Annotated in this window: 18 protein-coding genes and 3 pseudogenes; 11 read left to right on the top strand and 10 right to left on the bottom strand. The window is 67.6% G+C overall.

The window, feature by feature from the left end; all coding sequences use genetic code 11:
* Positions 1–307 precede the first annotated feature (307 nt).
* From dndE to dndB, 4 genes are read right to left on the bottom strand one after another with little or no spacing between them, the layout of a single operon-like run.
* Complete coding sequence (gene dndE / locus ACIF80_RS32955; RefSeq protein WP_399811438.1) at positions 308–688, bottom strand: DNA sulfur modification protein DndE; 381 nt, start codon at positions 686–688, stop codon at positions 308–310.
* Positions 678–2,705: a DNA sulfur modification protein DndD gene (gene dndD, locus ACIF80_RS32950; protein WP_399811435.1), complete on the bottom strand. Its 2,028-nt coding sequence runs from the start codon at positions 2,703–2,705 to the stop codon at positions 678–680. Before dndD ends, dndE begins: the two co-directional genes overlap by 11 nt.
* Positions 2,692–4,272 carry a DNA phosphorothioation system sulfurtransferase DndC gene (gene dndC, locus ACIF80_RS32945; protein ID WP_399811432.1) on the bottom strand — a complete coding sequence of 527 codons (1,581 nt, stop codon included), beginning with the start codon at positions 4,270–4,272 and terminating at the stop codon, positions 2,692–2,694. The genes dndD and dndC overlap by 14 nt, the downstream gene beginning before the upstream one ends.
* Positions 4,269–5,408, bottom strand: a complete 1,140-nt coding sequence (dndB, locus tag ACIF80_RS32940; protein ID WP_399811430.1) for a DNA sulfur modification protein DndB — start codon at positions 5,406–5,408, stop codon at positions 4,269–4,271. Before dndB ends, dndC begins: the two co-directional genes overlap by 4 nt.
* A 243-nt stretch (positions 5,409–5,651) precedes the next feature.
* On the opposite strand from dndB, the gene dndA reads away from it, so the two are divergent.
* Positions 5,652–6,821, top strand: coding sequence for a cysteine desulfurase DndA (gene dndA, locus ACIF80_RS32935; protein ID WP_399811428.1), 1,170 nt, complete (start codon positions 5,652–5,654; stop codon positions 6,819–6,821).
* A 6-nt stretch (positions 6,822–6,827) separates the two neighbouring features.
* Here dndA and ACIF80_RS32930 read toward each other — a convergent pair whose 3' ends face one another.
* Positions 6,828–8,270, bottom strand: a complete 1,443-nt coding sequence (locus tag ACIF80_RS32930; RefSeq protein WP_399811426.1) for a DNA phosphorothioation-associated putative methyltransferase — start codon at positions 8,268–8,270, stop codon at positions 6,828–6,830.
* Between the two features lie 536 nt (positions 8,271–8,806).
* Between ACIF80_RS32930 and ACIF80_RS32925 the strand changes: the two genes are divergently transcribed.
* Positions 8,807–10,684 carry a DUF262 domain-containing protein gene (locus tag ACIF80_RS32925; protein ID WP_399811423.1) on the top strand — a complete coding sequence of 626 codons (1,878 nt, stop codon included), beginning with the start codon at positions 8,807–8,809 and terminating at the stop codon, positions 10,682–10,684.
* A gap of 123 nt (positions 10,685–10,807) precedes the next feature.
* On the opposite strand, the pseudogene ACIF80_RS32920 reads toward ACIF80_RS32925, so the two are convergent.
* Positions 10,808–10,927 (bottom strand): annotated as a pseudogene (locus ACIF80_RS32920) (IS5/IS1182 family transposase); the annotation flags it as partial.
* An 83-nt stretch (positions 10,928–11,010) separates the two neighbouring features.
* Here ACIF80_RS32920 and ACIF80_RS32915 point away from each other — a divergent pair.
* Genes ACIF80_RS32915 through ACIF80_RS32895 form a run of 5 tightly spaced genes read left to right on the top strand, consistent with a single transcriptional unit; the run spans position 11,011 to position 15,182 of the window.
* A complete protein-coding gene (locus tag ACIF80_RS32915) occupies positions 11,011–11,559 on the top strand; it encodes an RNA polymerase sigma factor (protein ID WP_206188808.1) in 549 nt (182 codons plus the stop codon).
* Positions 11,556–12,383, top strand: coding sequence for a zf-HC2 domain-containing protein (locus ACIF80_RS32910; RefSeq protein ID WP_399811419.1), 828 nt, complete (start codon positions 11,556–11,558; stop codon positions 12,381–12,383). Before ACIF80_RS32915 ends, ACIF80_RS32910 begins: the two co-directional genes overlap by 4 nt.
* A 35-nt stretch (positions 12,384–12,418) precedes the next feature.
* Complete coding sequence (locus ACIF80_RS32905; RefSeq protein ID WP_399811416.1) at positions 12,419–13,225, top strand: ABC transporter ATP-binding protein; 807 nt, start codon at positions 12,419–12,421, stop codon at positions 13,223–13,225.
* Positions 13,222–14,613, top strand: coding sequence for a hypothetical protein (locus ACIF80_RS32900; protein ID WP_399811413.1), 1,392 nt, complete (start codon positions 13,222–13,224; stop codon positions 14,611–14,613). Before ACIF80_RS32905 ends, ACIF80_RS32900 begins: the two co-directional genes overlap by 4 nt.
* Entirely contained in the window at positions 14,610–15,182 is a 573-nt protein-coding gene (locus ACIF80_RS32895) for a hypothetical protein (RefSeq protein ID WP_399811410.1), read from the top strand. Before ACIF80_RS32900 ends, ACIF80_RS32895 begins: the two co-directional genes overlap by 4 nt.
* Before the next feature lie 370 nt (positions 15,183–15,552).
* Here ACIF80_RS32895 and ACIF80_RS32890 read toward each other — a convergent pair.
* The 3 genes and pseudogenes from ACIF80_RS32890 to ACIF80_RS32880 form a co-directional block, all read right to left on the bottom strand.
* Positions 15,553–16,311 (bottom strand): annotated as a pseudogene (locus tag ACIF80_RS32890) (IS6 family transposase).
* 211 nt (positions 16,312–16,522) lie between these two features.
* A complete protein-coding gene (locus tag ACIF80_RS32885; protein WP_399811408.1) occupies positions 16,523–17,887 on the bottom strand; it encodes an FAD-dependent oxidoreductase in 1,365 nt (454 codons plus the stop codon).
* 187 nt (positions 17,888–18,074) lie between these two features.
* Positions 18,075–19,170, bottom strand: a pseudogene (locus ACIF80_RS32880) (integrase core domain-containing protein).
* Positions 19,171–19,480: 310 nt separating this feature from the next.
* Between ACIF80_RS32880 and ACIF80_RS32875 the strand changes: the two are divergent.
* Together ACIF80_RS32875 and ACIF80_RS32870 are read left to right on the top strand one after the other, a co-directional pair.
* The gene (locus ACIF80_RS32875; protein ID WP_399811405.1) at positions 19,481–20,458 is read left to right on the top strand and encodes a hypothetical protein; all 978 of its coding nucleotides are present in this window, start codon (positions 19,481–19,483) and stop codon (positions 20,456–20,458) included.
* Positions 20,459–20,590: 132 nt separating this feature from the next.
* Positions 20,591–21,388, top strand: coding sequence for a DUF6008 family protein (locus ACIF80_RS32870; RefSeq protein ID WP_399811488.1), 798 nt, complete (start codon positions 20,591–20,593; stop codon positions 21,386–21,388).
* Between the two features lie 109 nt (positions 21,389–21,497).
* Here ACIF80_RS32870 and ACIF80_RS32865 read toward each other — a convergent pair whose 3' ends face one another.
* Positions 21,498–22,448, bottom strand: a complete 951-nt coding sequence (locus ACIF80_RS32865) for a ScbA/BarX family gamma-butyrolactone biosynthesis protein (protein ID WP_399811402.1) — start codon at positions 22,446–22,448, stop codon at positions 21,498–21,500.
* Between the two features lie 118 nt (positions 22,449–22,566).
* Here ACIF80_RS32865 and ACIF80_RS32860 point away from each other — a divergent pair, with 118 nt between their 5' ends.
* Both ACIF80_RS32860 and ACIF80_RS32855 read left to right on the top strand, forming a co-directional pair.
* Positions 22,567–23,193, top strand: coding sequence for a ScbR family autoregulator-binding transcription factor (locus ACIF80_RS32860; protein ID WP_399811400.1), 627 nt, complete (start codon positions 22,567–22,569; stop codon positions 23,191–23,193).
* On the top strand, positions 23,190–24,170 hold the full coding sequence (locus ACIF80_RS32855; RefSeq protein ID WP_399811397.1) for an NAD-dependent epimerase/dehydratase family protein: 981 nt from the start codon (positions 23,190–23,192) through the stop codon (positions 24,168–24,170). The genes ACIF80_RS32860 and ACIF80_RS32855 overlap by 4 nt, the downstream gene beginning before the upstream one ends.
* Positions 24,171–24,185: the final 15 nt, after the last annotated feature.

Genomic DNA, 24,185 nt, shown 5'->3' with positions numbered 1-24,185 from the left:
CCCTCACCGCTTCTTCGTGTGCCGCCACCAGTGCAGGTCTGCGACCCGGTGTGGCCGGCCCAGCATCTGCCGGCTGGTTTGGCGTATCAGTTGTGGGAGAGGGCCCGTTCGACCTGGCATCTTCGGAAACGGGCATGCCACCCGGTGGTGGAAGGCCGTAAGCGCGACCCATGGATCTGCGTGGAGATTATCTGTGCGGCGGGGCGAGTGCGTGCCGGGCAGCACGTTTGACCGTGTCCCGTTCGCTGGTGTGCTGCATGCCTGTACCTGCGACGGGGCGGGGCCCCGTCGCAGGTACAGGTTCGGGTCAGGCGCGGACGACGGTGTTGACCATGCCTTCGATGGTGGCCATGTTCTTGTCGGCTCCCAGGTAGCCGATGCCGCGGTGCAGGTGCACGGTGAGCAGGCGGGCGATGTTCTCATCGGTGGGCTGCTCACCGATGGCTACGCAGCGTTGCTTCAGCAGGGCGAGATAGATGTCGCCGTGCTGCCCGGCAAAGGTCTTCCAGTTCATTTCGACGTTGGAATCGGTGACGATGTCCTTCACCAGCGGGGTGGAAGGGTCCTTCAGCGACAGCAGCAGGGCCCAGCGGCACAGTACGTTCCACTGGGTGATGCCGGTGGTGCGTTTGAGGTAGATCAGCCGGTCTTTGGCCGGCTGGGAGAGACGGACGTTGTCAACCGGCATGCTGGACTCCCTCATTCCACCAGTAGCCCTCGATGACGCTGGTGGTGAATTCCGTGTCGTCGTGCACCAGTGTGTAGGTGTGGGCGATGGACTTCTTCAGGCGGCCCAGCAGGTATTCGTCGATCTCTTCGTCGGTGGACAGCAGGAGGACCTGGTTGCTGGCGTGGGGGAAGTAGCGGTCGACGAGGTGCTCGCGGTGGCGGCTGTCGAGCCGACCCAGTGGGGTGTCGATGACGCTGGGCAGCCGGTTGCCGGCCACTCTCATCAATCCCCACAGGAGGGAGACGGCCAGCAGTTGGCGTTCGCCGGCGCTCAGGCGTGCGGGGTCGATGCCCTCGCCGTCGGCGTCGGCAAGGGTGAGGGTGAACTTGCCGGTGTCGATGCGCAGGTCGTGGACCAGGCTCTGCTTGCGCATGAGGATCTTGAAGCTTTGCAGAACGGCTACTTCCAGCCGGCTGATGTGGCGCTGCAGGAGGGCGGTGCCGAAGCGTTCCAGGGTGTCACGGGCTTTTTCAGAGTATTTGATGACCCGTTCGACTTCTTCTGCTTTGACCTTGGTCCGCACGAACTCTTTGTGGGCCCGCTCGAGCAGTGTGGTGACGTATTCGCGACGGCGTTTGAGTTCTTCCAGCTGGGCGGCGGCGCGATCGCATGCGGCCTGGGCGCGGGCAACCTCGAGGATCTGCTCTTCTCGGGATTGCTGCAGCGCCTCGACCTTGTGTTGGGCGGGGACGCCGGCGAGCTGACGGTCGAGCTGGTCGAGCTGCGCGGTCAAATCGGCCACCGTCTTCAGCAGGTGGTCGCCGCGGGCCGTGTCCCGTTCAAGGAGTTCGTCGAGGACAGCGAGCTGGGCCGTGGCGTCGTGGGGGAGCTGAAGGTTGACGGCGAGTTCGGTGGACTTGGCGCGCTGTGTGCGGTCTGCTTCCAACTGGGCCACAACATCGGTGCGTTGGGCGGCGGGGAGCAGGTCGAGCAGCCAGGTGTCGCGTTGCGCGAGAACCTCGAGCACGTGGGCCGATTGCTGGGCTTGCTGTTCTCTGGCTGCCTGCTCGCGCAGGTCACTGAGGAGCGGGGCGGCCAGCAGCAGTGGAAGAGGGCCGGCGGCCAGCTGAATCAGCTCGGCGCGCAGCTGGGCCAGTTGGGCCAGAACCTGCTCTTTGTCGTTTTCCAGCTCCACGCGGCGGGCGAACAGGTTGCCGCCTTCCTTCGCGAAGGCCCTTTCCACACTTTCCAGCGTGCGCTGGGCTTTGCCCAGCTCACTGCGGGAGTGGCCCAGCTCTTGGTGGGCGACGTCGTACGCCTCCAGCACCGCATCACGTTCGGTTTCCTGGGCGCGGATGTTGTCCAGGAGGTGCTGTTCCTCGTCGGACAGCTTCTGGCGCCGCTGGAGGGCGAGGAGGTCGTTGCGCAGCTGTTGGACCGTGCTGACGCCGAGCAGGGAGTGCACAGCGGACTCGATGACGGAGGCTGCCCGCTCAGGGTCGGCAAGTGATTCGATCTTCTCACCGTCGAAGAACGCCAGGGAGGCGATCTCCAGCGGGAGCAAAGACTCGATGTGGTCGGCCCAGCCTTCGCTCAGCAGCCTGTTGTAGTCGCCTTCGGGCCGCACGGTTCGGCCCAGCTTGGCACGCTCTCCGTAAGATTCATCAACGTAGACGTTGAGGAATTCCTTGAGGGTTTTGCCGCTGATGTGCCAGCTGCGGACCACGCGGTAGTGGTGCTCATGCCCACCGGTCAAGACGGTGAACTCGAGGGTGATGGAGGAGCCGCGCGCGGGGTCTGCTTTGCGGTTGATGCTCTCGCGCAGGTAGGTCTCGTACGCCTTGGTGCCGCGGCCGCTGCAGCGGGCGCGGTTGCCGTAGAGCACGAGTTGGATGGCGTCGAGCAGAGTCGTCTTGCCGCACCCGTTCAGTCCGCCGATCAAGATGATCGGTTTGTTCTTCTTGGGGGTGAGGTCGAGCGACTGCTTTCCGCGGTAGGCCCCGAATTCTTCGAGGGTGATCTTACGCAGGAGCATCGAGTTCGTTTTCGTCGTCGAAGGTCAGGTTCTCGGCGATGTCGTCACGCCACTTTTTCTTGCGGGCGGCGAACTCCACCGCATCTTCATGGTTGTCGTAGTAGCCCTTTTGGACGGCTTGTTCCAGTGCCTGAAACAGGCCGGAGCGGCGGGCCATGGTGCGGTATTTGCGTTCGACGGCGAGGAGTTCGCGCACCATGTCGTAGTGCAGGCCGTCGCCGTCGCAGACCTCTTTGAGGACTTCCATCTCGTCGGAGCCCATGACGAGCTGCTCATCGAGCGGGCCGCCGGGGAAGGGCTCCCCTGTCGTCTCCTCGTAGATGCGCGGCAGGCTGTCTTCGACCTCGTGCTTGTCGAACACCCAGGTGCGTCGGATCTCGTGCAGCTCGTCCAGCGTGATCAGTTCGATGTTCTTGACGTGTTCCGGGGCGTGGGCGCGGATCCAGGTTTGCGCGCCCAGCAACTCCCTCAGCCACTCTTCACGGTAGGCCTGCAGGTAGGGGCCGTGGATGGCGTCGTCCTTGAACAGCATCACCGAGCCGTTCATGCGCCGAAAGTCACGGGCTGGCTTGTCCGGGCGCGGGAAGGGGGCTTTGCGGCCGGGCGGGAGGTCGGGATCGCCCTCTTCGTAGTGGCCAAACGGTGCATCTAGCTTGTTGCGCAGGTCCAGGAGCGGGAGCATCCACTCCTTCTCCTCGTCGTTTTGGATCATTGCGGACATGGACTTGTCCTGCTCGACGAGGGTGCAGGTCCAGCAGCCGAACCGGCTGGAGCCGCAGGAGGGGGTGGTGGAGTCGACGACCAGCGGGCACTCTCCGTCGCCGGAGGCGCCCTGGTACATGGTGAGCAGATCCTGGTTGTTGTAGCCCCAGGGGTTGGGCATCTGCATCAAGAATTCCCACACGTCGTCGTTGGTCCAGTCCTCAACGGGGCTGTAGACGAGGGAGTTGGGAAGGTTCGCGTTGGGTGAGAGGCGATCGCGCACGCGTCGCTTCTCATGCTTTTCCATGGCGCGGGCACGGGCTTGGCTTTCCGCCTTGCGGATGCCCAGGACCATGATTGCTTCGCCGTGCGCCGCCACCACGCTGCGGATGAAGGCGTTCGACGGCTTGATCTTCAACCGTTCGGTGCACCAGCGGAACTTCGGTCGCGGGGCGGGGTAGCCGCGGCCGATCAGATTGACCCAGAAGGTGTCCTTGATCTCCGGCGTCAGGCGGTGCGGCTCGATCGGCAACTCCTGTGCGTCAGCTGCCTTCTGCATGGTGTCCAGCGACATCGACACCCAGGCCGCCACGACCGGGTTCTCCACCAACGTGTCCGTGCTGATGACATGGACGGTCTTGGTGCGCTGCTCCGCCGGCAAGTCCCTCAGCGCCATCCACACCAGCTGCAGGACGGCGGTGGAGTCCTTGCCTCCGCTGTAGCCGATGACCCAGGGCACCTGGTCGGCGGTGTACAGCTCCCGGATTTCGGCCGTCAGTTGCGCGGTGACCTCGTCCAACGACTGCCCGTTGAACGGCTTGCGCCGTACCGGGGTGAGGCCGAGGTCTAGGGGGATGGTGCTCATGCATCGCCTCGCAGATATGCGTCTTCCACGCGCTGCTCTTCCGGGCTCAGTTCCAGGCCCAGATGCTGACGCAAGTAATTAACGGTAAGGGTGACGTTCTGATGGCTCTTGGAGACGCGGCCGCCGACGATGGCGCGCCCCTCCCATGCGGTGTTCGCCCGGGTCCAGTCCACGCTCTTCAACGGCGCGATGCGCTGCTGCCACGTCGCGTCGGGGGTGGTCTGCCGCAGGATGGAGTTGCCGATCCGCCCCAGCGCATGCAGAGCGATGCCGTGACTGTGGATGAAATCCCGGCGCATCTCCTGAGCAGACAGCTCTCGCGTGCGCACCATCTCCCACTCGGGGAGCATGGCGTCGATGGTCTCCCAGAACGTTTGGGTCAGGTCGGTAGCTTCTTCCTGCTGCAGATCCAGTCCCTGAAGAAGCGACTGGTTTCCGAAGTACAGCGCACTCAAGGTAAACAGTTTGCGCGAGCGAGCAGAGAGGTTGCTCTTCTCCATCTCGACGAAGCCCTTGAAGACAGCAGAACGTTCGGTGAGGGCGCGGGTGATCTGGGAATTGCTGTCCCGGTGGTCGTACAGGACGCCGATGGAGCGAGCTGGGCGTACCGCGTGCCGGTTGAGGTCGGCGAACATCTGCTGGGATCGGGCAAGCCCGGCGTCGTGGAAGAAGACAACCGCGATCGTCTCGTCGCCCAAGTCGGGGTTTTCCTTCAGGGCGAGCTCGATGGCGGCGCGGCGGTGCTGGCCGTCGTTGATCAGGAAACGGGCGTCCATCGGGATGCGCAGCTGGCCGGCGCGGTGGGCGGTGCCCCCGTCTCCCTGGCTCTCGAAGGCCATGTCTCCGTCCACGGAGGCGGTCAGGGCGCTGAAGACGTAGTCGTCGGGGTTGTCCAGGATGTATCTGGCCAGCGCGGGCAGGCGCCCCTTGTTCAAGACACGCTGGGCCCTGAGCTCCGCCGAAAGATCATCTTCATCGAAGAGGAAGATCTTCGGGATGAGCCGCAGGGGGCACATCGAGGCATAAAACTCCCGTCCCGCCTGCACCCCGCGGATAGCAGGAAAAGTGTATTCAAAGCCTGTTGACGCTCGCGAGACAGCCCGCCCCGCAGCCTTGCTCGCTGCTTCAGTCTGCACACCGGAACTCTAGCGCACGTACGTCATCAACAAAACGTACGCCCCCTCCTGTGTCGACGTACGCGGTCCAGCGGATGACGTACCGGGGGCCATACGCACGGCACGCGGACGCGGTCCACATCGTTCTGCCGTGCTGCACAGGAAGAGATCCGCTGCTCCGGCGGTTGGCTCCCTCGACAGACACTTCGCGCAACGTGCGCGCGAGCATGTACGTTAAGCGCTTGACGTACGCAGTGTAGTGGGATGGCTCTGAGGCGGGTGATCGCTGTGGTGGCGTATCTGGATGTGGCGGCGACGACGCGAGTGGAGCCGCGGGTCGCCGAGGTGGTCCTGCACTGGATGACCGAAGATTTCGGCAATGCCGGCAGCCGCACCCACGAGTACGGGGCACGCGCCAAGAAGGCAGTGCAGCAAGCCCGTTCCTTCATCGCCGACACCGTCGGCGCCAAGACCGAAGAAGTGATCTTCACCAGCGGGGCCACCGAGTCCAACAACATTGCGCTGCTGGGGCTGGCGCCTCACGGGGAAAAGTCCGGCCGCAAGCACATCATCACCTCGGCCATCGAGCACAAGGCCGTCATCGAACCGCTGACGCACCTGCGTGACGAGCGCGGCTTCGATGTCGACTTTCTGGAGCCCGGCCCTTCCGGTCGCGTCAGCACTCAAGCGGTGCTGGAGCGGCTGCGCCCCGACACGCTCGCCGTGTCGCTGATGCACGTCAACAACGAGACGGGCGTGATCCAGCCGGTGGCCGAGCTCGCCGAGAAGCTGCGCGCTACGCCCACGTACCTACATGTCGACGCCGCGCAGGGCTACGGCAAGGTTCCCGCCGACCTGACCACTCCGATCGATCTGATTAGCATCAGTGGTCACAAAATCGGGGCGCCCAAGGGCGTCGGTGCTCTGGTCACCCGGCGCCGGGGATGGGACAAGGTGCCGCTGGAACCGATCATGTTCGGCGGTGGCCAGGAGCGCAAGCTGCGCCCCGGGACCCTAGCCGTTCCTTTGATCATGGGCCTGTACGAAGCAGCGAAGACGTTTCGCGAAAACCACGATCGCTGGGAGCGCGAGGCGCGGGCCCTGCGCCAGCAGATCCTCAACGCGCTGGGCACCACACGCTTTCGTATCAACGGAGACCCCGAGCACAGCGTCCCCCACATTCTGAACGTCAGCTTCGATCAGCTCAACGCCGAAGCGCTGATCGTCCGTCTCAAGGACCACGTCGCGATCGCCACCGGCTCGGCGTGCACCAGCGCCTCCTACACCCCCAGCCACGTCCTACAGGCCATGGGGCTCGATGACGATGTGGCAGCAAACGGCCTGCGCCTGTCCTGGTTCCCCTCCCAAGCCCAGGACTTCGACCCGGCACCGATCGCCCAGACCATCGCCTCCATGCAGCCCCGCCAGACCTGACCTGCGCTAGAGATGATCGGTGCGCCGCACCAGGCGATGTCCCCGCAGCTGACGCCCACACCTGACGAGCTCAGCTTCCCAACCTTTCTCCGTCCCGATCAGGTGCGGGCTCTGATACAGCCCTGCCCGCACCTCTGCCTCGGTCAGCCGCCGATAACGGGCAGCATCCGGGTCATCCGCCGTCAAAAACTCGTGCTTGCGGTGCAGCAACGGCCGATTGGACGACTGCGCGTACGACAGATGCGACGCCTCCAGCGTGTGCAGGTCCACCACGTAAGAAGACTCGATCCTCGGATGCGGATCGCGGTCAAAATCCGGGTAATCCAGCCACGACACCGCCCGTCCGTCATGCCTTAGCTTCACCACCGTCCACTGCCCGGGCCGTCCCGCAGCAACCGACGCGCAGTGCTCGTACAGCCGCAACACCGTGGGAATCCGCTCCAAAGCCCGGCGATGCACATACAACGCCGTCGGCGTCACCTTGCCAGCTGCCGAACCGTTCATAGCGCTGCGCACATACTGATCGTCGCGCAGCTTGAGCAGCAGCCGGTCGGCCCGTCGGCATGCCTCCCTATAGGACGCGAAGAAGGTGCGCACGTCTTGCTGCAAACCCACCGGCAGACTCCCAAAGGGCCCCCGGCCATTGAACAGCTCCACAGCCAGATACAGCAGGGTGTTCAGCGTCGACTGCCGCCCCCCGGCCTCGACGCGCCCTGCGTCCGCCCCATCGCGCACCAGCCGCCGCAACTCCGCTGGCTTCAGATGGGCCAGCAACTCCGCAACCTTCCGCGGCATTTCCTCAATCCGGGGCGGTCTGCCACGACGCTCCACGAAGTCCACCAGGGCGCTGATCGCCGAGGCAGTGTCCTGGGACGCCAGCCATTCGGCATCCGGCACCACCCGGTGGGCCAGATAGCCAAGGCGGGCACTGTCATCCCGGAACGCATAGACAACACCCGGCGCCGCTACCACCACCCTGGCTCCGGTCACCTCCTCCACATACCGGCGCAGTTCCCCGGCAGCGAAAAGATGCTGAAACGTCTGCCGGCTTGTGAGCAGTCCGTCCCCGAACTCCTCCCCGCGGACCTTCGACTTCTCCCACGTCAGACGGGCCGAAACCACCAGCAACGTCGACGTCAACTCCCACGCCCTTAAAAGAGTCTGGCGGCGCTCCGCAGGATCCTCGATCACATTGAGCACATACGTCAGCAACACCACATCACTGACCTCAAGACGTGTATCCGACCGGTAGTACGGATCCCAGCCCGCAACCCGGCACTCCAGCCGCTCCAGCGCCTGCACGTCATCACCACGGCCACAGCCGTAGTCCAACACCGTCCGCTCCGGCGTCAGCTGCCGATCCGCCAGCGCCTGACGCGCCGGCACCGACAACGCCACCCGGCCGATCGCCGTCCGCCGACGATCACTTCGCCACACCCGCTCCACCACGCACCCGCGCTCAGTCAACGACCAACAGCAGCAGAGTAGAAGACACACGACCGGCACGCTCACGCAACCAGTGAACGCACAGCAGAAACCGCTGGCGCATGCAACAGAGTCTCGCGCCTTCCAAGACGCTCGCCGGCAATGGCGTTGTCCCGCAAGGGCACCCGAGACATTCAGAGTCCTTCTAGTATCAGGCGTGCTCGACGGGAGCGCGGTGTCGGCCAGCACAAGATCCCGCGTGACGCGTCCATCCCAGCTCAGGGGGCATGGCCTTTCGCCCCAGAGCGCCGACCCCGCCCGCACCGGAGTGCCGCCGCCGCACGCCCGGCCTGCGCCGCGAGGAGCCGTTTGCCCCTCATCGCCGGTTCTCACCCGACGACCCAACGACCGCGCCAGCGAGGTCCCTCATCCAAGTGGTCAGCCCTGACCACCTTCCACTAACCTGACCGGCAGTCACATACGCGTGGGGGACGTTACTCGGCCACCGGGTTCGAGGTGGGTGAGAGGTGTCGGTTCCCTCGTCACTCAAAAGAGGTCTCATGACGTTCGGTGCCGCATCCGTCTCCCCCCGAAGCGTGGGCATGGGGGCCCTCCTGGAAGAGCATCACCCCTTCTGGGTCCCCGTCTACCAGCGGGCCTACGCATGGGACGATCAGACGGCAGCCTTTATCGACGACGTCAAAGACCTCCTGGACGACACCAACTCCCAACGCGGTCACTTCTTCGGCGGCTTCGTATGTATCGAGCACACAGACCACTCTCAGTCGCGGCCTCACAAGTACCAGATCGTCGACGGGCAACAGCGCCTCACCACTTTTGTGCTGACCCTGTCAGAGATCGCAGCAGCCGCCCAAGAAATTTCCGACAAGGCGCGACGGGCGGGTGACGACCGGGCCGCCAATTCCGCCAACATCCTCTGCGAGGACATGCGGAGCCGCTTCATCTACTGGAAACACTTCAACGTGACGGAAGGACGCGTTGAAAAGCGGCCCCGTCTCTCCCTCTCCACCGCAGACGACAAAATTTTTCAGGACCTCCTTGAAGGCCGGAACGTCACCGCCTCCAGGGAAAGCCACGAACTTTTGTTGGCTGCACAGAAGTCACTGCAGACAAACCTGATCAAGCCTATCGTCGACGCCGCCAACTCGACAATGGAACAAGTCGCGGCCCTCGACCGCCTGCGCCATGCCCTGACGGTCCAGTCCCACGTCATCCAGATCGTCTGCCTTGACCGAGAACGGGCCTATCAGCTCTTCAGCGTCCTCAACGACCGAGGCCGCTCCCTCGAAGACGCCGACCTGCTCCGCAGCTACACGCTCGAGCTCCTTGAAGGACACCCACACGAACAGCGCGTTGCCGCCAAAACGTGGGACGAGATGCTAAGCACCCCCAGTGCCAAGGTCAGCTCGTTCTTCAAGGCGTACTACCCGTCCACCACAGGAACCCGGGCGGGAACACCGCTCTTTCAAAAACTTTGCGATGAGTACTTTCCAAAGGATTCGCCGCTGGCCCCCGCCGAGGTTGTCCAGCAAATCGCTTCCTTCTCCAAAGAGAAAGATACGTACTTGAAAATTGCGGCGGGCGAGTGGCCCTTCGACAGCGCCGTCGTACCAGGATTCACCCCCGAAGCATCGGCATGGCAGAAGGACCGCCTCGGCCGCCTCGTCCGCACACTCAAGCATGAGCTCGCCCTCCCCCTCCTGCTGGCTGCAGCGCACTCCACCACGGAGAAGAAGTTCGCAGAGCTCGTGTTCATGCTCGAGATCTTTGCCTTCCGCTACAAGAACGTATGCGGGGGCCACGCAAGCCCTGCTCAGACGATCTACTACGCCGAAGCCAAAAACGTACGAAAAACCGCGGGGCGCGGCGACGAAGTGAAATGGAACGACCTTCGAGGCAAGCTTCAGCAGCTCCTCGACAAATCAGCAACTGATCAGCATTTTAAAGTAAGCATCGACAACCACCTTCGCTACGACCGTGGAAGCGCCCAGAAAGCAAACCTCCGCGAGTTCCTCACCACCCTGGAAGATCACCGCGGGTGGCTCGACCAGGGCGCCAAGGGCAGACCACGGCCCGACATGATGGCGGTGTTCGATCTTCAGCAGGTGACCATCGAGCACATCTACCCACAAAGCCCCCTCCCAGGAGAAGTTCAGCCCGACCTGCGTGAGCTCCTCAACCGGCTGGGAAACCTGACCTTCTTCGGTCCTCGGGAGAACTCCGACGCCGGAAACAAAACCTTCCAGACGAAGTGCACCCAGCACTACGTGCACAGCAAAGTAGGAATGACCCGCGACCTCACCAAACTGGCCCAATGGACGAAAACCGAATACTACCAACGCCTGCAAGAACTCCAAGCAGACGCCTGCAAGGTCTTCCGTTTGCTGCCAACGAACACCCACTCCCCTTCAGCCTGACACCCTGAACTGCACACCCAGCCGGTGCTGGCAGCACGTCCCGCAGCCCAGCTCCTACTCGCCGTGACCATCGCCGCCCCACGACCTCGCAAAAAAAGTCAGCCGGAACTCTTAGACGTCATCTCATTTGGAGAGCCTGCGGTAGCAGATGAGGGTGCAGGCGATGCTGGTGAAGGCCAGGAAGTGGTCGGCCCTGCGCTCGTAGCGACGGTGGAGACGGCGGCAGCCGGCGAGCCAGGACATGCACGCGTGACACTGTGACGTAAACCACGTCAGACGTAGAACCTGTGCGCACCATCGGGCGTCTGGCTGGTGTGAGATCACGTGTGAGAGCACTGGACGAGCTGGACGAGGAGCGCCTCGTCCGGCTGGTGGCCAGAGGTGACCGCGGGGCGTTCGATGAGTTGTACCGGCGCACGTCGCCGTGGCTGGCTGTGCGGTTGCGCCGCCGCTGCGCGGACGAGCAGATCGTCGCCGAGGTCATGCAGGAGACCTATCTGGCGGTGTGGCGCGCGGCCGGCGCGTTCGCCGGGAGCGCGGTTGGCGGGACGGCCGTCGGATGGTTGTGGACGATCGCGGCGCGCCGCCTCGTCGACGCGTTCCGGCGCCGTGCCCACCATGCCGAGCCGCCGGTCGCCGCCGCCGAGCGGGCGGTGGTGCCCGCGGCGGAGGACGAGGCACTGGCCGGGACCGTCGACGGGGACGTCGGTGACGCTCTTCGGCGACTGGCGCCGGAACTTCGAGAGGTCCTGCAGGCCATGGTGCTGGACGGGTTCTCCGTGCGGGAGACCGCCGTCCTGCTCAGACTGCCCGAAGGCACGGTCAAGACCCGCGCCCGCCGGGCCCGGATCGCGATGCGGGAGGCGCTGGCATGAGCGGGGAACACGCGTCGATGCGGCTGCTCGACGACTACGCACGTGGTGATACGGAGATGGCCGTGGACGCGGTGTGGGCGTTGGAGGCCCATCTGGAGACGTGCGCGATGTGCCGGAGTCGTCTGGCGGCCTCCGTGGCCACCGAGGTGCCCGGCATCGCCACGCTCCTCGACACCGTCCGGGCCGGTCTGGAACCGCAGCTGGACGCGGCCGTCAGGACACCCTCGCGGCGACACCGCCCGAGGTGGCTGTCGGCCTGGCTGACGCCGGCCATGGCCCCGTGGCTGGCCATGACCGTCGTGGTTACCCTGATGGCGCTGCTGCTGGACTCGCTCGCGCCGCCTACGTTCTTCGGCGACATCTCTCCCGTGCTGGCGATCGCACCCGTGCTGCCGCTGTGTGGTGTCGCCGCATCGTGGTCGCGCGGCCTGGACCCGGCGTACGAACTGACGGCCTCGACCGCCCGAGCCGGCCTGCCCCTGCTCCTCAGGCGCACCACGGCGGTTCTCGTGGTGGTCCTGCCCGGGCTCCTGGTGGAGGGCTGGCTGACCGGAACCATGACGGCCGCGCAGTGGCTGCTGCCCTCCCTGGCCTTCACCTCCACCGCCCTGGCGCTGGGCAGCCTGGTCGGCGTGACCCGCGCCGCCACCGGGCTGGCGGTCACGTGGGGCGTCGTCGTCGTGGCGCCCACGTGGGTCACCGGCCACGCCCCCCTTGCCCTGCGAATCGTTTTCCAGCCCGACCAACTGCCCGTGTGGGGGCTGCTCCTCGCGCTCGGCATCGGCGCCGTGATCGCCCGCAGAAACGCGTACTCAACGCTGTGAAACCATCGTCGACCTTCGAGGGGGACCACCGCACCATGCCCACCACAGACGTGGCCGACACCGCGCCGAAAACCTACGCCTGGGAGATCCGGGCCAGCGGCCTGAGAGTACGCGTCGGACGCAAGAAGATGGCCGTCGACGGACTCGACCTCTGCCTGGGCATCGGCACCCACGGCCTCCTGGGACCCAACGGAGCGGGAAAGACCACCCTGATCCGGACGCTGGCCACCGTGCTGCGCCCCACCGAGGGCGAACTGGAGATGCTCGGCACCTGCGCGGGCGCGATGGCTGACTACCGGGCCCTGCGCCGCCGGATCGGCTACCTGCCGCAGGATTTCGGCTACTACAAACGCTTCACAGTGCGTGAGTTCGTCGAGTACATGGCCTGGTTGAAGGAGGTTCCGAAGGCAGCCGTCCCCGCGGCCGTCCAGCGGGCCGTGGAACGGGTGGGCCTGGCGGACCGCGCCGACCATCGGATGAAGACCCTGTCCGGCGGCATGGTGCGGCGGGCCGGCATCGCTCAGGCCATCGTCAACGATCCCGCGGTGCTGCTGTTGGACGAGCCGACAGTCGGCCTGGACCCGGCGCAGCGGTTGCGCTTCCGCGAGCTTTTGCAGGAACTGGGCCGCGACACGTGTGTGGTCGTCTCCACCCATCTGGTCGAGGACGTCGCGGCCGCCTGCTCCGACGTGGTGCTCATCGCCGACGGCCGCCTCGTCTTCCAGGGAACGCCGGACGACCTGGCCGCGGCGGGCGGCCCCGAACACCCGGGCGGCAGCCCCCTGGAGCGCGGCTACTCGGCGCTGCTCCAGGGCTTCGAGCAGCCGGGAGGCACCTGGTGAACGCACGTGTCCTGCGCATCGAGCTGAAGCGCTCCATCGCCCCGTGGCCCGGCGCCGTCGTCCTGGCAGGCAGCCTGGCGGTCCTCCTGCTGATCGACGGGATCTGGTGGCAGGGTGACGCGGGATGGACGGCCCAGTGGACCTCCATGGCCCTGTGGACCCGGTACCTGCTGAGCTTCTGGTGGCCGCTCGTGGTGGGCCTGGGGGCGGTGTACGGGCTGCGCGACTCCCGCTCGCGGATGGCCGAACTGCTGACGACCACGCCGCTGCCGGCCTGGCGCCGTACGGCGCTGCCGGCCGGCGCAACGGCACTCGTGCTGGCGTCCGGCTTCGGCCTCCTGGTCCTCGTGGGCGGAGTCCAGGTGGCCCTCGGCGCCACCGCCTACACGAGTCTCGGCTGGCTGCCGATCTCGCTGGTGGCGGCGCTGTCCCTCGTCGCGGGGGCCGTGTTCGGCATGGGCCTCGCGCGGGCCGTGCCTTCTGCGCTCACCCCGCCGGCCCTGACAGTGTTCCTCTTGCTGACGACCCTCTCCCTGCGGCCGAGCAATGACGAGGCACTGCCGTCGAGCGTCGCGCCGAACCGGCTCGCTCTGCTGTTCCCGGCGACTGCGGAGCCGCGGGAGATGCTGCTGACCCTGTCCGGTTCCGTGCACCTCGGCCAGACGCTCTGGCTGCTCGGCCTGCTCGCCACCGGTTTCGCACTGCTGTCGGCCGCGACCCTCCGGGCCCGACTGCTCGCGGTGGCCCCCGTCCTGGCCGGCGCGGCCCTGGCCCTGCTGATCCTCCCGGCCACTCCGCGCGACACCTACGTCATCGACAAGGCCGCCGCCGCCCTGGTCTGCGACGGGCCGGTGTGCGTGACGCAGGCAAACCGCTCACACCTGCCCGAACTCGCGTCGCGCGGCAAGGACGCGCTGCGCGTGCTGCACGACGCCTTGGGCGACAAGGCACCTAACTCGGTGCGGGAGGACACCCAACTGCGCGCGCTCGGCGACGACCGCCGACTCTCCGGCGACGCGGTGCTGGTCGACTTCGGCGACCCGCTGATCGCCCATGCGACGGGGGCGGAACTGACCCGCCTCCTGGTCGCCGAGGGCCTGGTACCGCACTGCGCAGCGCGCACCCCCTGGGAGGGCGGGGGGCAGGTCGACATCCCCGCACAGAGCATCGCCGCGAGCTGGGCCCTGGGCGATCAGCGGTTCAAACCGCTGCAGAGGCCGGACCGCTACGCGTACTCGCAGCGTACACAGGCGGACGCCGACATCGTCTGGCAGCGGCTGATGGCGCTGTCACCGGCCGAGCAACGCTCGCGGATGGCCGAGGTGCGTGCCGCCGCCCTCTCCTGCACGGGGTACACCGAGGTGTTGGCGGGGAAGGCGTCGCAATGAGGTGGCTGATCCTGTACGCCCGTTCACGACAGGTGCCCACCTCGGCCGCAGCGGTCGCGCTCGTCGCGCTGGCGGCGTGGACCTTCAACCAGGACGGCGCGGGCCCGATGAGCCTGGGGACCGCGGTCCTGATCCTGACCGCGAACGTGGCGGCCGCTTCCGTCGGGCTCGGTGGGCAGGACGCCGCGCTGGATCGGACGGCCGCGATCCGGTGGATGCCCCGGCGGGCGGCGCACGTGCTGCTGGCCGGCGCGGTCGCCGGGGCGGCGCTGCTGGCGGTCCAGGCGGCGGGAGCCAAGCTCGCCCCGGCCGCGCTCGTCGTCCGCGACAGCGCGGGCTTGGCCGGCCTGGCCGCGCTCGGGGCGGTGCTCTGCGGGGCACAGTTCGCATGGACCCTGCCGATCGGCTGGCTCGCGTTCACCCTCCTCGTCCCGGTTCCGCCCGGCATCGCGGGAGAGGTGAGCAACTGGATGATCATTTCCCCCGCTACGACGGCGTCCGCCGCGACCGCGTGGGTCCTGCTGGCGACCGGCACCGTGCTGTACGCCGCAGCAGGACCGAGACGGTAACGGACACGCTCCGCGCTGGGCGCTTCAGTTGGCGAAGCCCGCCAACTGAAGCGCCCAGTGTGCGGCACGAAGTCGCTCCACGTAAGTAAGTCCAGCCACGTGAAGGAGGTATCGATCGGCTGAACTTCGGGCCAGTGTCCGGGGCCCGTCCCCGCGCTCCCATGCGTCGCTGGTAACGGCGGGATGTGAAGCGGAGCGGTCAAGCCCAAGAGCGTCCCGGCCATCGGGGTGCAACAGGCGAGGGGAAGGCCGGACGGGCGAACGCAAGTGAACCCTTGATGATGCCTCGTGACGGCGCTGTCACGTTGTTGGGTGTGTGAGTGTCTGATGGCGGGTCGGGGCGTGGTGGGCTTGCGCTTCGGGCCTGGGGTCAGGCCGTGGTGGACCGGCCGGCAGCGCCGGTGATCTGGTCCCAGATCGCGAAGCGGACGGTCATCTCGGCACGGTGGTCGGAGGCGGTCATCAGGTGGCGGTGAGGGCGGAAGCGGGGTGAGATGCCGCTGAACGCGGCCAGGAACTGCTGGGCCCCGCCGACGGAGCGGAAGCCTTTCATCGCGCGTTCGCGCTGCCGGGTGGGCTGGTGGCTGTTCTCCGCCCGGTTGTTCAGGACCTTGTGACAGCGGTGCTCGACGGAGGGCAGAACCTCGCGGTGGGCCGCGCCGTAGGAGCGCAGCTTGTCGGTGACGACCATCCGCGGCACCAAGCAGGTCTTCTTGAGCAGTGTGCGGAAGAAGCGCCGGGCCGCGGCCGTGTCCCGGCGGTTCTGGACCAGGATGTCGAGCACGTTGCCGTCGGCGTCGACGGCCCGTCACAGATACTTCCGCTCTCCGTTGATCTTGATGAAGACCTCGTCCAGGTGCCACGTGTCCCCGGGCCGCGGCCGACGGCGGCGCAATCCGTTCGCGTAGGCCTGGCCGAACTTCAGACACCACCGGCGCACCGTCTCATACGAGACGATCACACCACGCTGGAGCATCAGCTCCTCCACCTCACGGAAACTGAGCGGGAACCGGAAGTACAGCCACCCGCAGTGGGAGATGATCTCCACCGGGTACCGGTGGCCCTTGTACGACGGCGGCGCGGACGACACGAACGACCCCCTCCCCGGCACGACCAACTCCAAGATCATCCCAGGCCGGTCAGCCAACGTGACAACGCCTGACGCGCTGCGGGCCGCGTACGCCGACTATCAGCGGGAGCTGACCGGGGAGGTACGCGCGCGTGTGGGCGGTACCTGAGACGGCGGCTTGTCGCTGTCCCGGACAATCGGGATGTTCCGCGGGGGCCGCGAGCCCTGGCCGTCGTTGGGGGTCGGCCAGGTGGCGGCGCCCGCCGAGCCGCTACGCTCCCGTCCTCCGCGCCGCATCGAGCAGCGAGGCCCAGTCGGGCAGCTTGACCACGTTCCGGCCCAGCGAGGCGCCGAGTTCCGCCTCGGCCCGTTCGATCGCCCGCCACCCGGCCCACTCGACCGGCTCGATCCCCTCGGTACGCAGCGCCACCAGCGGATCCCCGGGCACGTCCCGGCGGACCAGCGCGGCCGTGTCCGCCAGCAGGGAGGCCACCGTCTCCTTGGCGCACGGCCGGTTCGTACCGATGACACCCGTCGGGCCCCGCTTGATCCAGCCCGCCACGTACTCGCCCGGCGCCACGGCACCCTCCCGCAGCACCCGCCCGGCCAGATGTGGCACCGTGCCGCCCGAGGCGTCGAACGGCAGACCCTCCAGCGCCACTCCGCGGTACCCCACCGAACGCAGCACCAGTTGCGCCTCGATGTCCTCGTACGCTCCCGTGCCCGTCACGCCACCGTGCCCGTCCGGCACCGTCCGCTCGAAGCGCACCGCGCCCACGCGGCCGTCCCGGGCGAGCAGTTCGACCGGGCGGAGGAAGAAACGCAGCCGGATCCGCCGCCGGGCACTCGGTGCGGGGGTCTCGGCCCAGCCGCGCAGCACCTCCACGTTGCGGCGCTGCGGGGCGGGCAGCCCGGAGGGATCGGCGTAGGCCGGATCCTGCGCCAACTCGGCCCGGTCCACGGCGATCCCGGTGTCCGGCAGGATGCCCAGCTCGCGCAGTTCCTTGGTGGTGAAGCGGGCCTGGGACGGACCGCGCCGGCCCACCATGGCGATGTCCGTCACCCGGCTCACCCCGAGCGCGGTCAGGGCGGCGTGCGGCACATCGGTCGGGCTCAGCTCCGGCACCCCCCGGGCCAGCATCCGTGTGACGTCCACGGCGACGTTCCCCACGCCGATGACCACGGCCGACCTGACCCCGCGCAGGAACCCGTCGTCGGTGGGGGTGCCTCCCTGCCCGGGGGAGTCCGGGTGGGCGCTGTACCAGGACACGAACTCGGTCGCCGACCAGCTCCCCGGCAGGTCCTCACCGGGGATGCCCAGCCGCCGGTCGGTGGCGGCGCCCACGCAGTACACCACCGCGTGGTACAACTCCCGCAGCCGGGCGACCGACACTCCTGAGGGGCCGACCTCCACCCCGCCGAGGAAGCGCACCCGCTCGTGCTCCAGGACCGCGCGGAGGTTGTTCTGCAGCGACTTGATCTTCTCGTGGTCCGGTGCCACGCCGTAGCGGACCAGTCCGTACGGGCACGGCAGTCGGTCCAGGACGTCGACGCGCACCTGGGCGTCCTGCTGGACCAGACTCTGTGCGGTGTAGCACCCGCTCGGTCCGGAACCTACGACGGCGACACGCAGCACGGCTGAACTCCTCATCCCATGGACCGACAGGAGATCGCTGCTGTCTCCAGCATCGCACCACCGGTGCTCCGCTGACAGGGTGCCGTCCGCCACGAGGGGTGCGTGTTCGCTCGCCTGGAAAGTGACCACACGCTTACGTTACGTGTGCGCTTGAGGCTGCCCTTGCCGAAATCCTCGTCCGGGCAGGTCAGGCGGCATGCTCGTACGCGTGGAGAAGGCCGCCGAGGCGATCGCGTCGTCGTACCTCGAGGCAGGCGATCTGGTCCGGATCGACGATCGGCGGGGGCAACGGGTTCAACGGGCGGGCGTTCGCGATGCCCTGATGGGGCCGGTGCACATGGTAGAAACGCTCGAATTCCCGCAGGGCGTGGAGCAGGTGGCGCTGATCCCAGATCAAGGTCCGGTCCAGCAGTTCGCGCCTACAGGTCTGCACCCAGCGTTCCATGACCGCATTCATCCGCGGCATCCGGACACCGCTGAGCACGACCTCGATCCCCGCATCGGCGAGGACCGCGTCGAACAGGGCGGGGAACTTCCCGTCCCGGTCCCGGATCAAAAACCGCGCCCGGCAGTTGACATCCTCCAGGTCCATGACGAGATTCCTCGTGGCCTGCGCCACCCACGAGGCCGTCGGGTGCGCGGTCGCGCCCAGGATCCGGATCCGTCGGCCGGCGTGCTCGATCACGGCGAACACGTACAGTCGTGCCCCGGTCAGGGTGGCCGTCTCGAAGAAGTCGCAGGCCAGCAGCGCGTCGGCCGGGGAGCGCAGGAAGTCGGCCCACGTGCTGGAGGTCCGCTCGGGCGCCGGGTCGATCCCGGCCTCCCGCAGTCTCCCAGACCGTGGAGGCGGCGACCTTCACGCCCAGCACCAGCAGCTCGCCGTGCAGGCGCCGGTAGCCCCACGCGGGATCCTCCCGTGCCAGGCGCAGCACCAAGGCGCGGATGGAGCGCACGGTGCGGGGCCGGCCCGGGCGCTTCGGCCTGGACTTGGCGGCGTGGCGGCGGGCGACCAGGTCGCGGTGCCAACGGAGCACCGTGTCCGGCCGCATCAGCAGCCGCAGCCTGCGCAGCACGTCCCGCGGCAGCCGGTACAGCAGCGCCGCCAGGAAAGCCCGGTCACTCGGGCTGAAGCGTACCTTCTCCTTACCGAGTTGGCGCTCCAGCACCGACAGTTGGTGGCGCAGGGCGAGGATCTCCATGTCCTTGTCCCGATCGCTCATCGGTAGCAGGCGCTGCTTGGCGAACGCGTTCGCCATGCCCAAGTAGGCCAGTCGCAGCAGCACGGTCGGTCATCATGCCGCGTTGATCGACAGCCGCGCGACGGCACAGACTCGACCGACCGCACTCGACATCCCGTATACCTCGCACACCAGCTCCGACCAGGGCGGATGAGGTTATCGGCAAGCGCAGGGTAGCGGGCCGAGCCGGGGAGTCGTGGTGCGCCGGGCGTTCGACGTACCGACGTCCGCAGTTTCGAAGAAGCCACCGGGCCGTGACCGTTCCTACAGTTCGTGAGCGTCGGGACGTCTTCCGTATGCCGGATTTGTCCCCTGGGGTGCATGGACGCGACTTGCGAGCGAGAGGGGCCCGGCTGTGGTAAGAACGGAGAAGGCGGCGGTCATCGGTGCCGGGCCGCGTGCAGGGGATCCCCTCGATCCCCTGTCCGCCTCTCGGCGGCGCCGGGGGCTGGTCCTGGCCTTCAGTGTGCTGGCCGGTTTTCTTCTGACCGTGGTGTGGTCCGCGGAGTTCGTCGACCAGACGGTCGGGGGCAATGTCGCCGAAGCCGTGCTGGGGCGCAGTCCCGAGGCGGCGCCGCTCACCTCGGTGCTGACCGGCGCCGTGTTCGCCTTCGTCTCCGGGCTGGCGGGTACCTTCACGGCCTGCAACATCGCCGCGTTCGGCGCCGTCACGCCGATGATGGACGCCGCGGGGACACGGTGGGAACGCACGCGCCGTTCACTGGTCCCCCTGGGGTGGATGTCCCTGGGGATGGTCACGGTGTCCGCGTTGTACGGCGCGGTCGTCGGCCTGGTGGGGACGTCCATGCCGCAGTTCTCCCAGGCCGAGAACGTTCCAGGGACGCTGTCGGGGCGCTCGGTGCAGTCGATGGTGGTCTTCGGCCTCATCGGCTTGGCGATGCTGTGGATGGGGCTGGCCGCCCTGGGCTACCTGCCCGATCCCCTCGCCCGCGTGTCGGCGCGCTTCGTCCATGCGCGGACGCTCTTTCTCGGCGTCCTGGTCGGAGGCTTCCTCGTGGGCCGGCCCTACCCGCTGTTCCGGCAGTTGTTCCGGGACGCGGCGGAGAGCGGCAACCCCTTCTACGGCGCAATGGCGTTCGTGCTGCAGTCCGTCGGCAACATCGCCGTGCTGGCGGTGCTCTTCCTGCTGCTGTCCTCGGCCGCCGGCCGCCGCCATCACGCCTGGCTGGCGAGGAAGCCCGGCCGGGCGGCTCTCGTCACCGGTGCCGCGCTCGTCGTGGCCGGCGCCTTCACCTTTCTGTACTGGGACGTCCGGCTCCTGGCCCGCAGGGAGATTCTGCCGTGGTATCCGGTCGCCCCGTGGGCGCAGTGACGTCCTGTCCGGATCGATGTCCGCGGACGCCTCGGCAGTGCAGGTGACGCGGGCCCTCGACTCTCGACTCTCGGAGGAACAGACATGGACCATTCCTCACACGCACCGCATCCGGCGGGCACCGCGGAGGGCATGAGTGCCGTCGCGAGCGCCGTCGATGTCGCGGGTGCCGTGTTCCTCGTCCTGTGGACCGTCGCGATGTGGCTGGCCGTCTGCCTCCTCGCCTGGGCGAACAGAGGCCCGGTGCGGCCCTGGCTGTACCGGGGTTCGGTGGCAGTGATCGGTCTCGGCGTCATCGGCCAGGTCGGGCACTTCCAGGAACACATCGCCCAGGCGGCCTACTGGATAGCGCATCCCGACGCACCCGCCTGGATGACGCCATGGGGCGACGGCCTGGCTCGCGGCATGGGCGTCGTCGACCCGGACAACCCCACGCTGGGAATGGAGATCCTGCACCTGACGGGCAACTACGTCTTCCTCGCCGGACTGGTCGGCATCATGCTGATCACGGGCCGGGCGGTGACGGAACTGAAGTCCCGCCGGTGGGCGCGGATGGGGGTCTGGATGCAGGGCATCCACGGGCTCGAGCACGTCGCGCTGACGGTCTCCGTGGCGCTCGGCGCCGACCGCGCCATCGGACTCTCCACCTGGTTCGGCGCCATCCCCCCGGGCTCGGCCCTGACGACGTACCGCGTCTGGTGGCACTTCGTGGCCAACCTCGTCGGTACGGCGATCCTCACCGTCGCCGTCTTCCACCTGTGGCGTGAGCGGCGAAGCGTCAGGCTGTCCTTCGCGGACGCGGCGGCCGATTCCGGCGAGCGGCGGGACGGTGCCGCCGGTTCGCCTCAGCGGGGGCCGACGACGAAGCAGGCAGGACTCGCCGATTCGGACACGGAGGCGGCGACCGTCCTGACGGAACACGCCCCGTGAGGTGTTCCGGGGCCCGGCGTTCCCCGCCGCACCGTTCCCTGGCCGGCAGAGGTCCTCGCCCGCCGAGGCGCGCCCGCATCCGCCGGTCGTTCGGAGCGCGGCTCCCCTCTCAGCCGGGAGGGGAGCCGGTTATGTTCGTCATCTGCGTGACGGCCGTGAAAGCGAGCCTCCCGCCCTGAAGAGCGTTGACACGTGTCGCCTTTCGCGATCTGGCAGTCGAAGGCATCGCCTCCGCCTCTATCCAGCAGGGTTCGTCGAGTTCCACGTAGCGGTTGAACGAAACGTCCATCAACGTCGGCATCATGCCGCCGGACGGATGCAGAGCATGGCCCGCCTGCCGTACGGACTCCAGGAGCAGCATGCCCGGAACGTGGTCGACCGGGTGGTCGAAGAGCACCGGGTGGCTGGTGTCGACCCGCAGCCGCCAGCGCAGTTGGTCTTCCGTGGGCGACAGGACCACGTCCTCCTGCCTGGTGCGTCCGGCCACGTACGCGGGGACGGGCGGGGCCGGGGCCGGGGCGTTCGCGCACAGACCGGCTGCGTCGGACCGTCCGGCTCTCAGGCGGCGGTACACAGCCGGGGCGTGCTGGCCGAACGTGATGGTGGCGACGGCCAGAAGGGCCGCGTCGAGCACCACCTCGATGCGCATGGTCATCGCGACGGGCAGGGAGCGCCGGTAGCGAATGTCGGTGCACTGCACGTGCATTTCGATGTCGGCGGGAGCGCGGCCGATACGCATCGCCTCGGGATTGGCCGAGTACCGCAGGCTGGACCAGCTGAGCTGGTAGCCGAAGGGGACCTTGAACGCCGCGTGGGTCAGCAGCAGGCCGCACTGGCGCAGGCTTTCACACAGAAGCAGCGGGTCGTGGACACCGTGTTCGGAGCTGTAGAAGCTGTGACAGCGCGGCCACTGGGCACTGACCAGGAACGAGTCGGGGCCGGTCCTGCTCCAGCCCGTCAGGAACACTTCCGCGAGCGCGGCCCTGTGCACGTACTCCTTGGCAACAGTCGTGGTCAGCGTGGGTGCAACGGGGCCGGGACGGTCGTCCGTATCAAGCATGCCTATCCCCCCTGGGGCGTGCGTACGTATGCCCTCCGGATCTACCGGCCGAAGGATCCGCTCTGTAAAATAAGGGTGTTCGTTTTTTTTGTCGAGATGATGATTCCGAGGTCGAACGATGGCCGAACCGAAGCAGGAACGTGCTGCGAGGACACGGGAGTTGATCCTCCGTGCCGCTGCTGAGGTGTTCGACGAGTGCGGTTACAGCGGGGCGAGCATCAGTAAAATCCTGAACCGCGCCGGTGTGACCCAGGGAGGCATGTACTTCCACTTCAAGTCGAAGAAGTGTCTGGCCCTGGCAGTGATGAGCAGTCAGCAGACCTTCATCGCCTTCCCCTCGGAGGGTGCCGGTCTGCAGCGGGTGATCGACCTCACCTTCCACCTCGCTCGTGAGCTCCAGACCAACCCCCTGATCCGGGCCAGCATCCGGCTCGCCGTCGAGCAGGGAGAGTTCGGCGTCAGCGACGACACCGCCTACCGGGAGTGGGTGGCCCTGGTGGAGACCTACCTGCTGGAGGCGCGCGAGCGGGGCGAACTGCTCCCGGAGGTAGACGAACACGATTTCGCCGTCGTCTTGGTCAGCGCGTTCACCGGCGGCCAGCTGTTCTCAAGCGTTTCCAGCGCTCGTGCGGATCTGCAGAGCAGGATCGTCCTGCTGTGGCGTTATCTGCTGCCCGGCCTCACGCCCCCTCGGACGCGGGCCTCCCTGCGGTTCGAGCAGGCGGACAGGACCCCGGCGACGTGAGCCTTCCACTGCGCGTGGTCATCACCGGGGCCACGGGGTTCACAGGTTCTGCCGCACTGCGTGAACTGGCCCGGTCGCGCAGATCCGGAGGCGCCGGCGCCGGACCTCTTGTCATCCGTGCGCTCGGGCGCCGAGAGCCGGACACGTCGCTCGTCGACGAGTGGGTGCACGCGGACCTGGCCCGGCCCGAGACCCTGGCAGGGGCCTGCTCGGGGGCCGACGTGCTGCTGCACCTGGCGTCGTTCGTCGGTCCGGACCCGGACATGTGCGAGAAGGTCAACTCGGTCGGCACGGCGGCGCTCATGGAAGACGCGGTCCGTCATGGGGTCGAGCGTGTCGTTCACCTGTCGACCGCCGCCGTCTACGGGCCGGGCCCTCATCGCGGCATCGCCGTCGGCGAGGTCGTGCCAGCGCCCGTCTCGGCCGTGAGCCGCTCGCGGCTCGCCGGCGAGGCCCCCGCCCTCGCCGCGGGGGCCGACGTGCTGCGCACCGGCCTGGTGGTCGGAGCGGGCGACCGCTGGGTGGTCCCGGCCGTGGCCAAGCTCTTCGACACGGTCCCCGGCCTGTGGGACGGAGGACGGGCCCGTGTCTCCATGGTCGCGGTGGAGGACCTGGCCCGCCTCGTCGTCGGTCTGGCCGGCACGGGTCGCCCCTCCCGCGGCAGGGTGTTCCACGCGAGCCATCCGGCGCCCCTGCGGTGTGGCGAGTTACTGAGGGGCCTCGCCCGGCTGGAGCTGCTGCCGTCGCTCGCGGAGGTGGGCGAGCTGTCCTGGCAGGAGTGCCTTCGGCGCCTGCGCTGCGCCGATTGCGTTGTCAGTGAGCGCCAGTTCGCACTCGTTGCCCGCGACAACTGGTTCGACAGCGAGGATGTCTGGCGGGTGGCCGGCTGCTCACCGGGACACGGCCCTCTGCGCGGCATCGAGGAGGCCGCCCCCTGGTACCGGTCGCTCATGTCGCCACGGACGGTGACGCCCTGATCCGGTCGCATGCTC

The organism is Streptomyces sp. NPDC085927, assembly GCF_044540975.1.
Classification (GTDB): Bacteria; Actinomycetota; Actinomycetes; order Streptomycetales; family Streptomycetaceae; genus Streptomyces; species Streptomyces hirsutus.
Note: the sequence above shows the minus strand (reverse complement) of the source record. Positions and strands in the feature narration are given on the sequence as shown.

Excerpts from the sequence above, each read along its gene's own strand:
- dndE (WP_399811438.1), bottom strand. The coding sequence starts at position 688 with ATGCCGGTTGACAACGTCCGTCTCTCCCAGCCGGCCAAAGACCGGCTG.
- dndD (WP_399811435.1), bottom strand. The coding sequence starts at position 2,705 with ATGCTCCTGCGTAAGATCACCCTCGAAGAATTCGGGGCCTACCGCGGA.
- dndC (WP_399811432.1), bottom strand. The coding sequence starts at position 4,272 with ATGAGCACCATCCCCCTAGACCTCGGCCTCACCCCGGTACGGCGCAAG.
- dndA (WP_399811428.1), top strand. The coding sequence starts at position 5,652 with ATGGCTCTGAGGCGGGTGATCGCTGTGGTGGCGTATCTGGATGTGGCG.
- ACIF80_RS32925 (WP_399811423.1), top strand. The coding sequence starts at position 8,807 with ATGACGTTCGGTGCCGCATCCGTCTCCCCCCGAAGCGTGGGCATGGGG.
- ACIF80_RS32910 (WP_399811419.1), top strand. The coding sequence starts at position 11,556 with ATGAGCGGGGAACACGCGTCGATGCGGCTGCTCGACGACTACGCACGT.
- ACIF80_RS32905 (WP_399811416.1), top strand. The coding sequence starts at position 12,419 with ATGCCCACCACAGACGTGGCCGACACCGCGCCGAAAACCTACGCCTGG.
- ACIF80_RS32895 (WP_399811410.1), top strand. The coding sequence starts at position 14,610 with ATGAGGTGGCTGATCCTGTACGCCCGTTCACGACAGGTGCCCACCTCG.
- ACIF80_RS32870 (WP_399811488.1), top strand. The coding sequence starts at position 20,591 with ATGAGTGCCGTCGCGAGCGCCGTCGATGTCGCGGGTGCCGTGTTCCTC.
- ACIF80_RS32865 (WP_399811402.1), bottom strand. The coding sequence starts at position 22,448 with ATGCTTGATACGGACGACCGTCCCGGCCCCGTTGCACCCACGCTGACC.
- ACIF80_RS32860 (WP_399811400.1), top strand. The coding sequence starts at position 22,567 with ATGGCCGAACCGAAGCAGGAACGTGCTGCGAGGACACGGGAGTTGATC.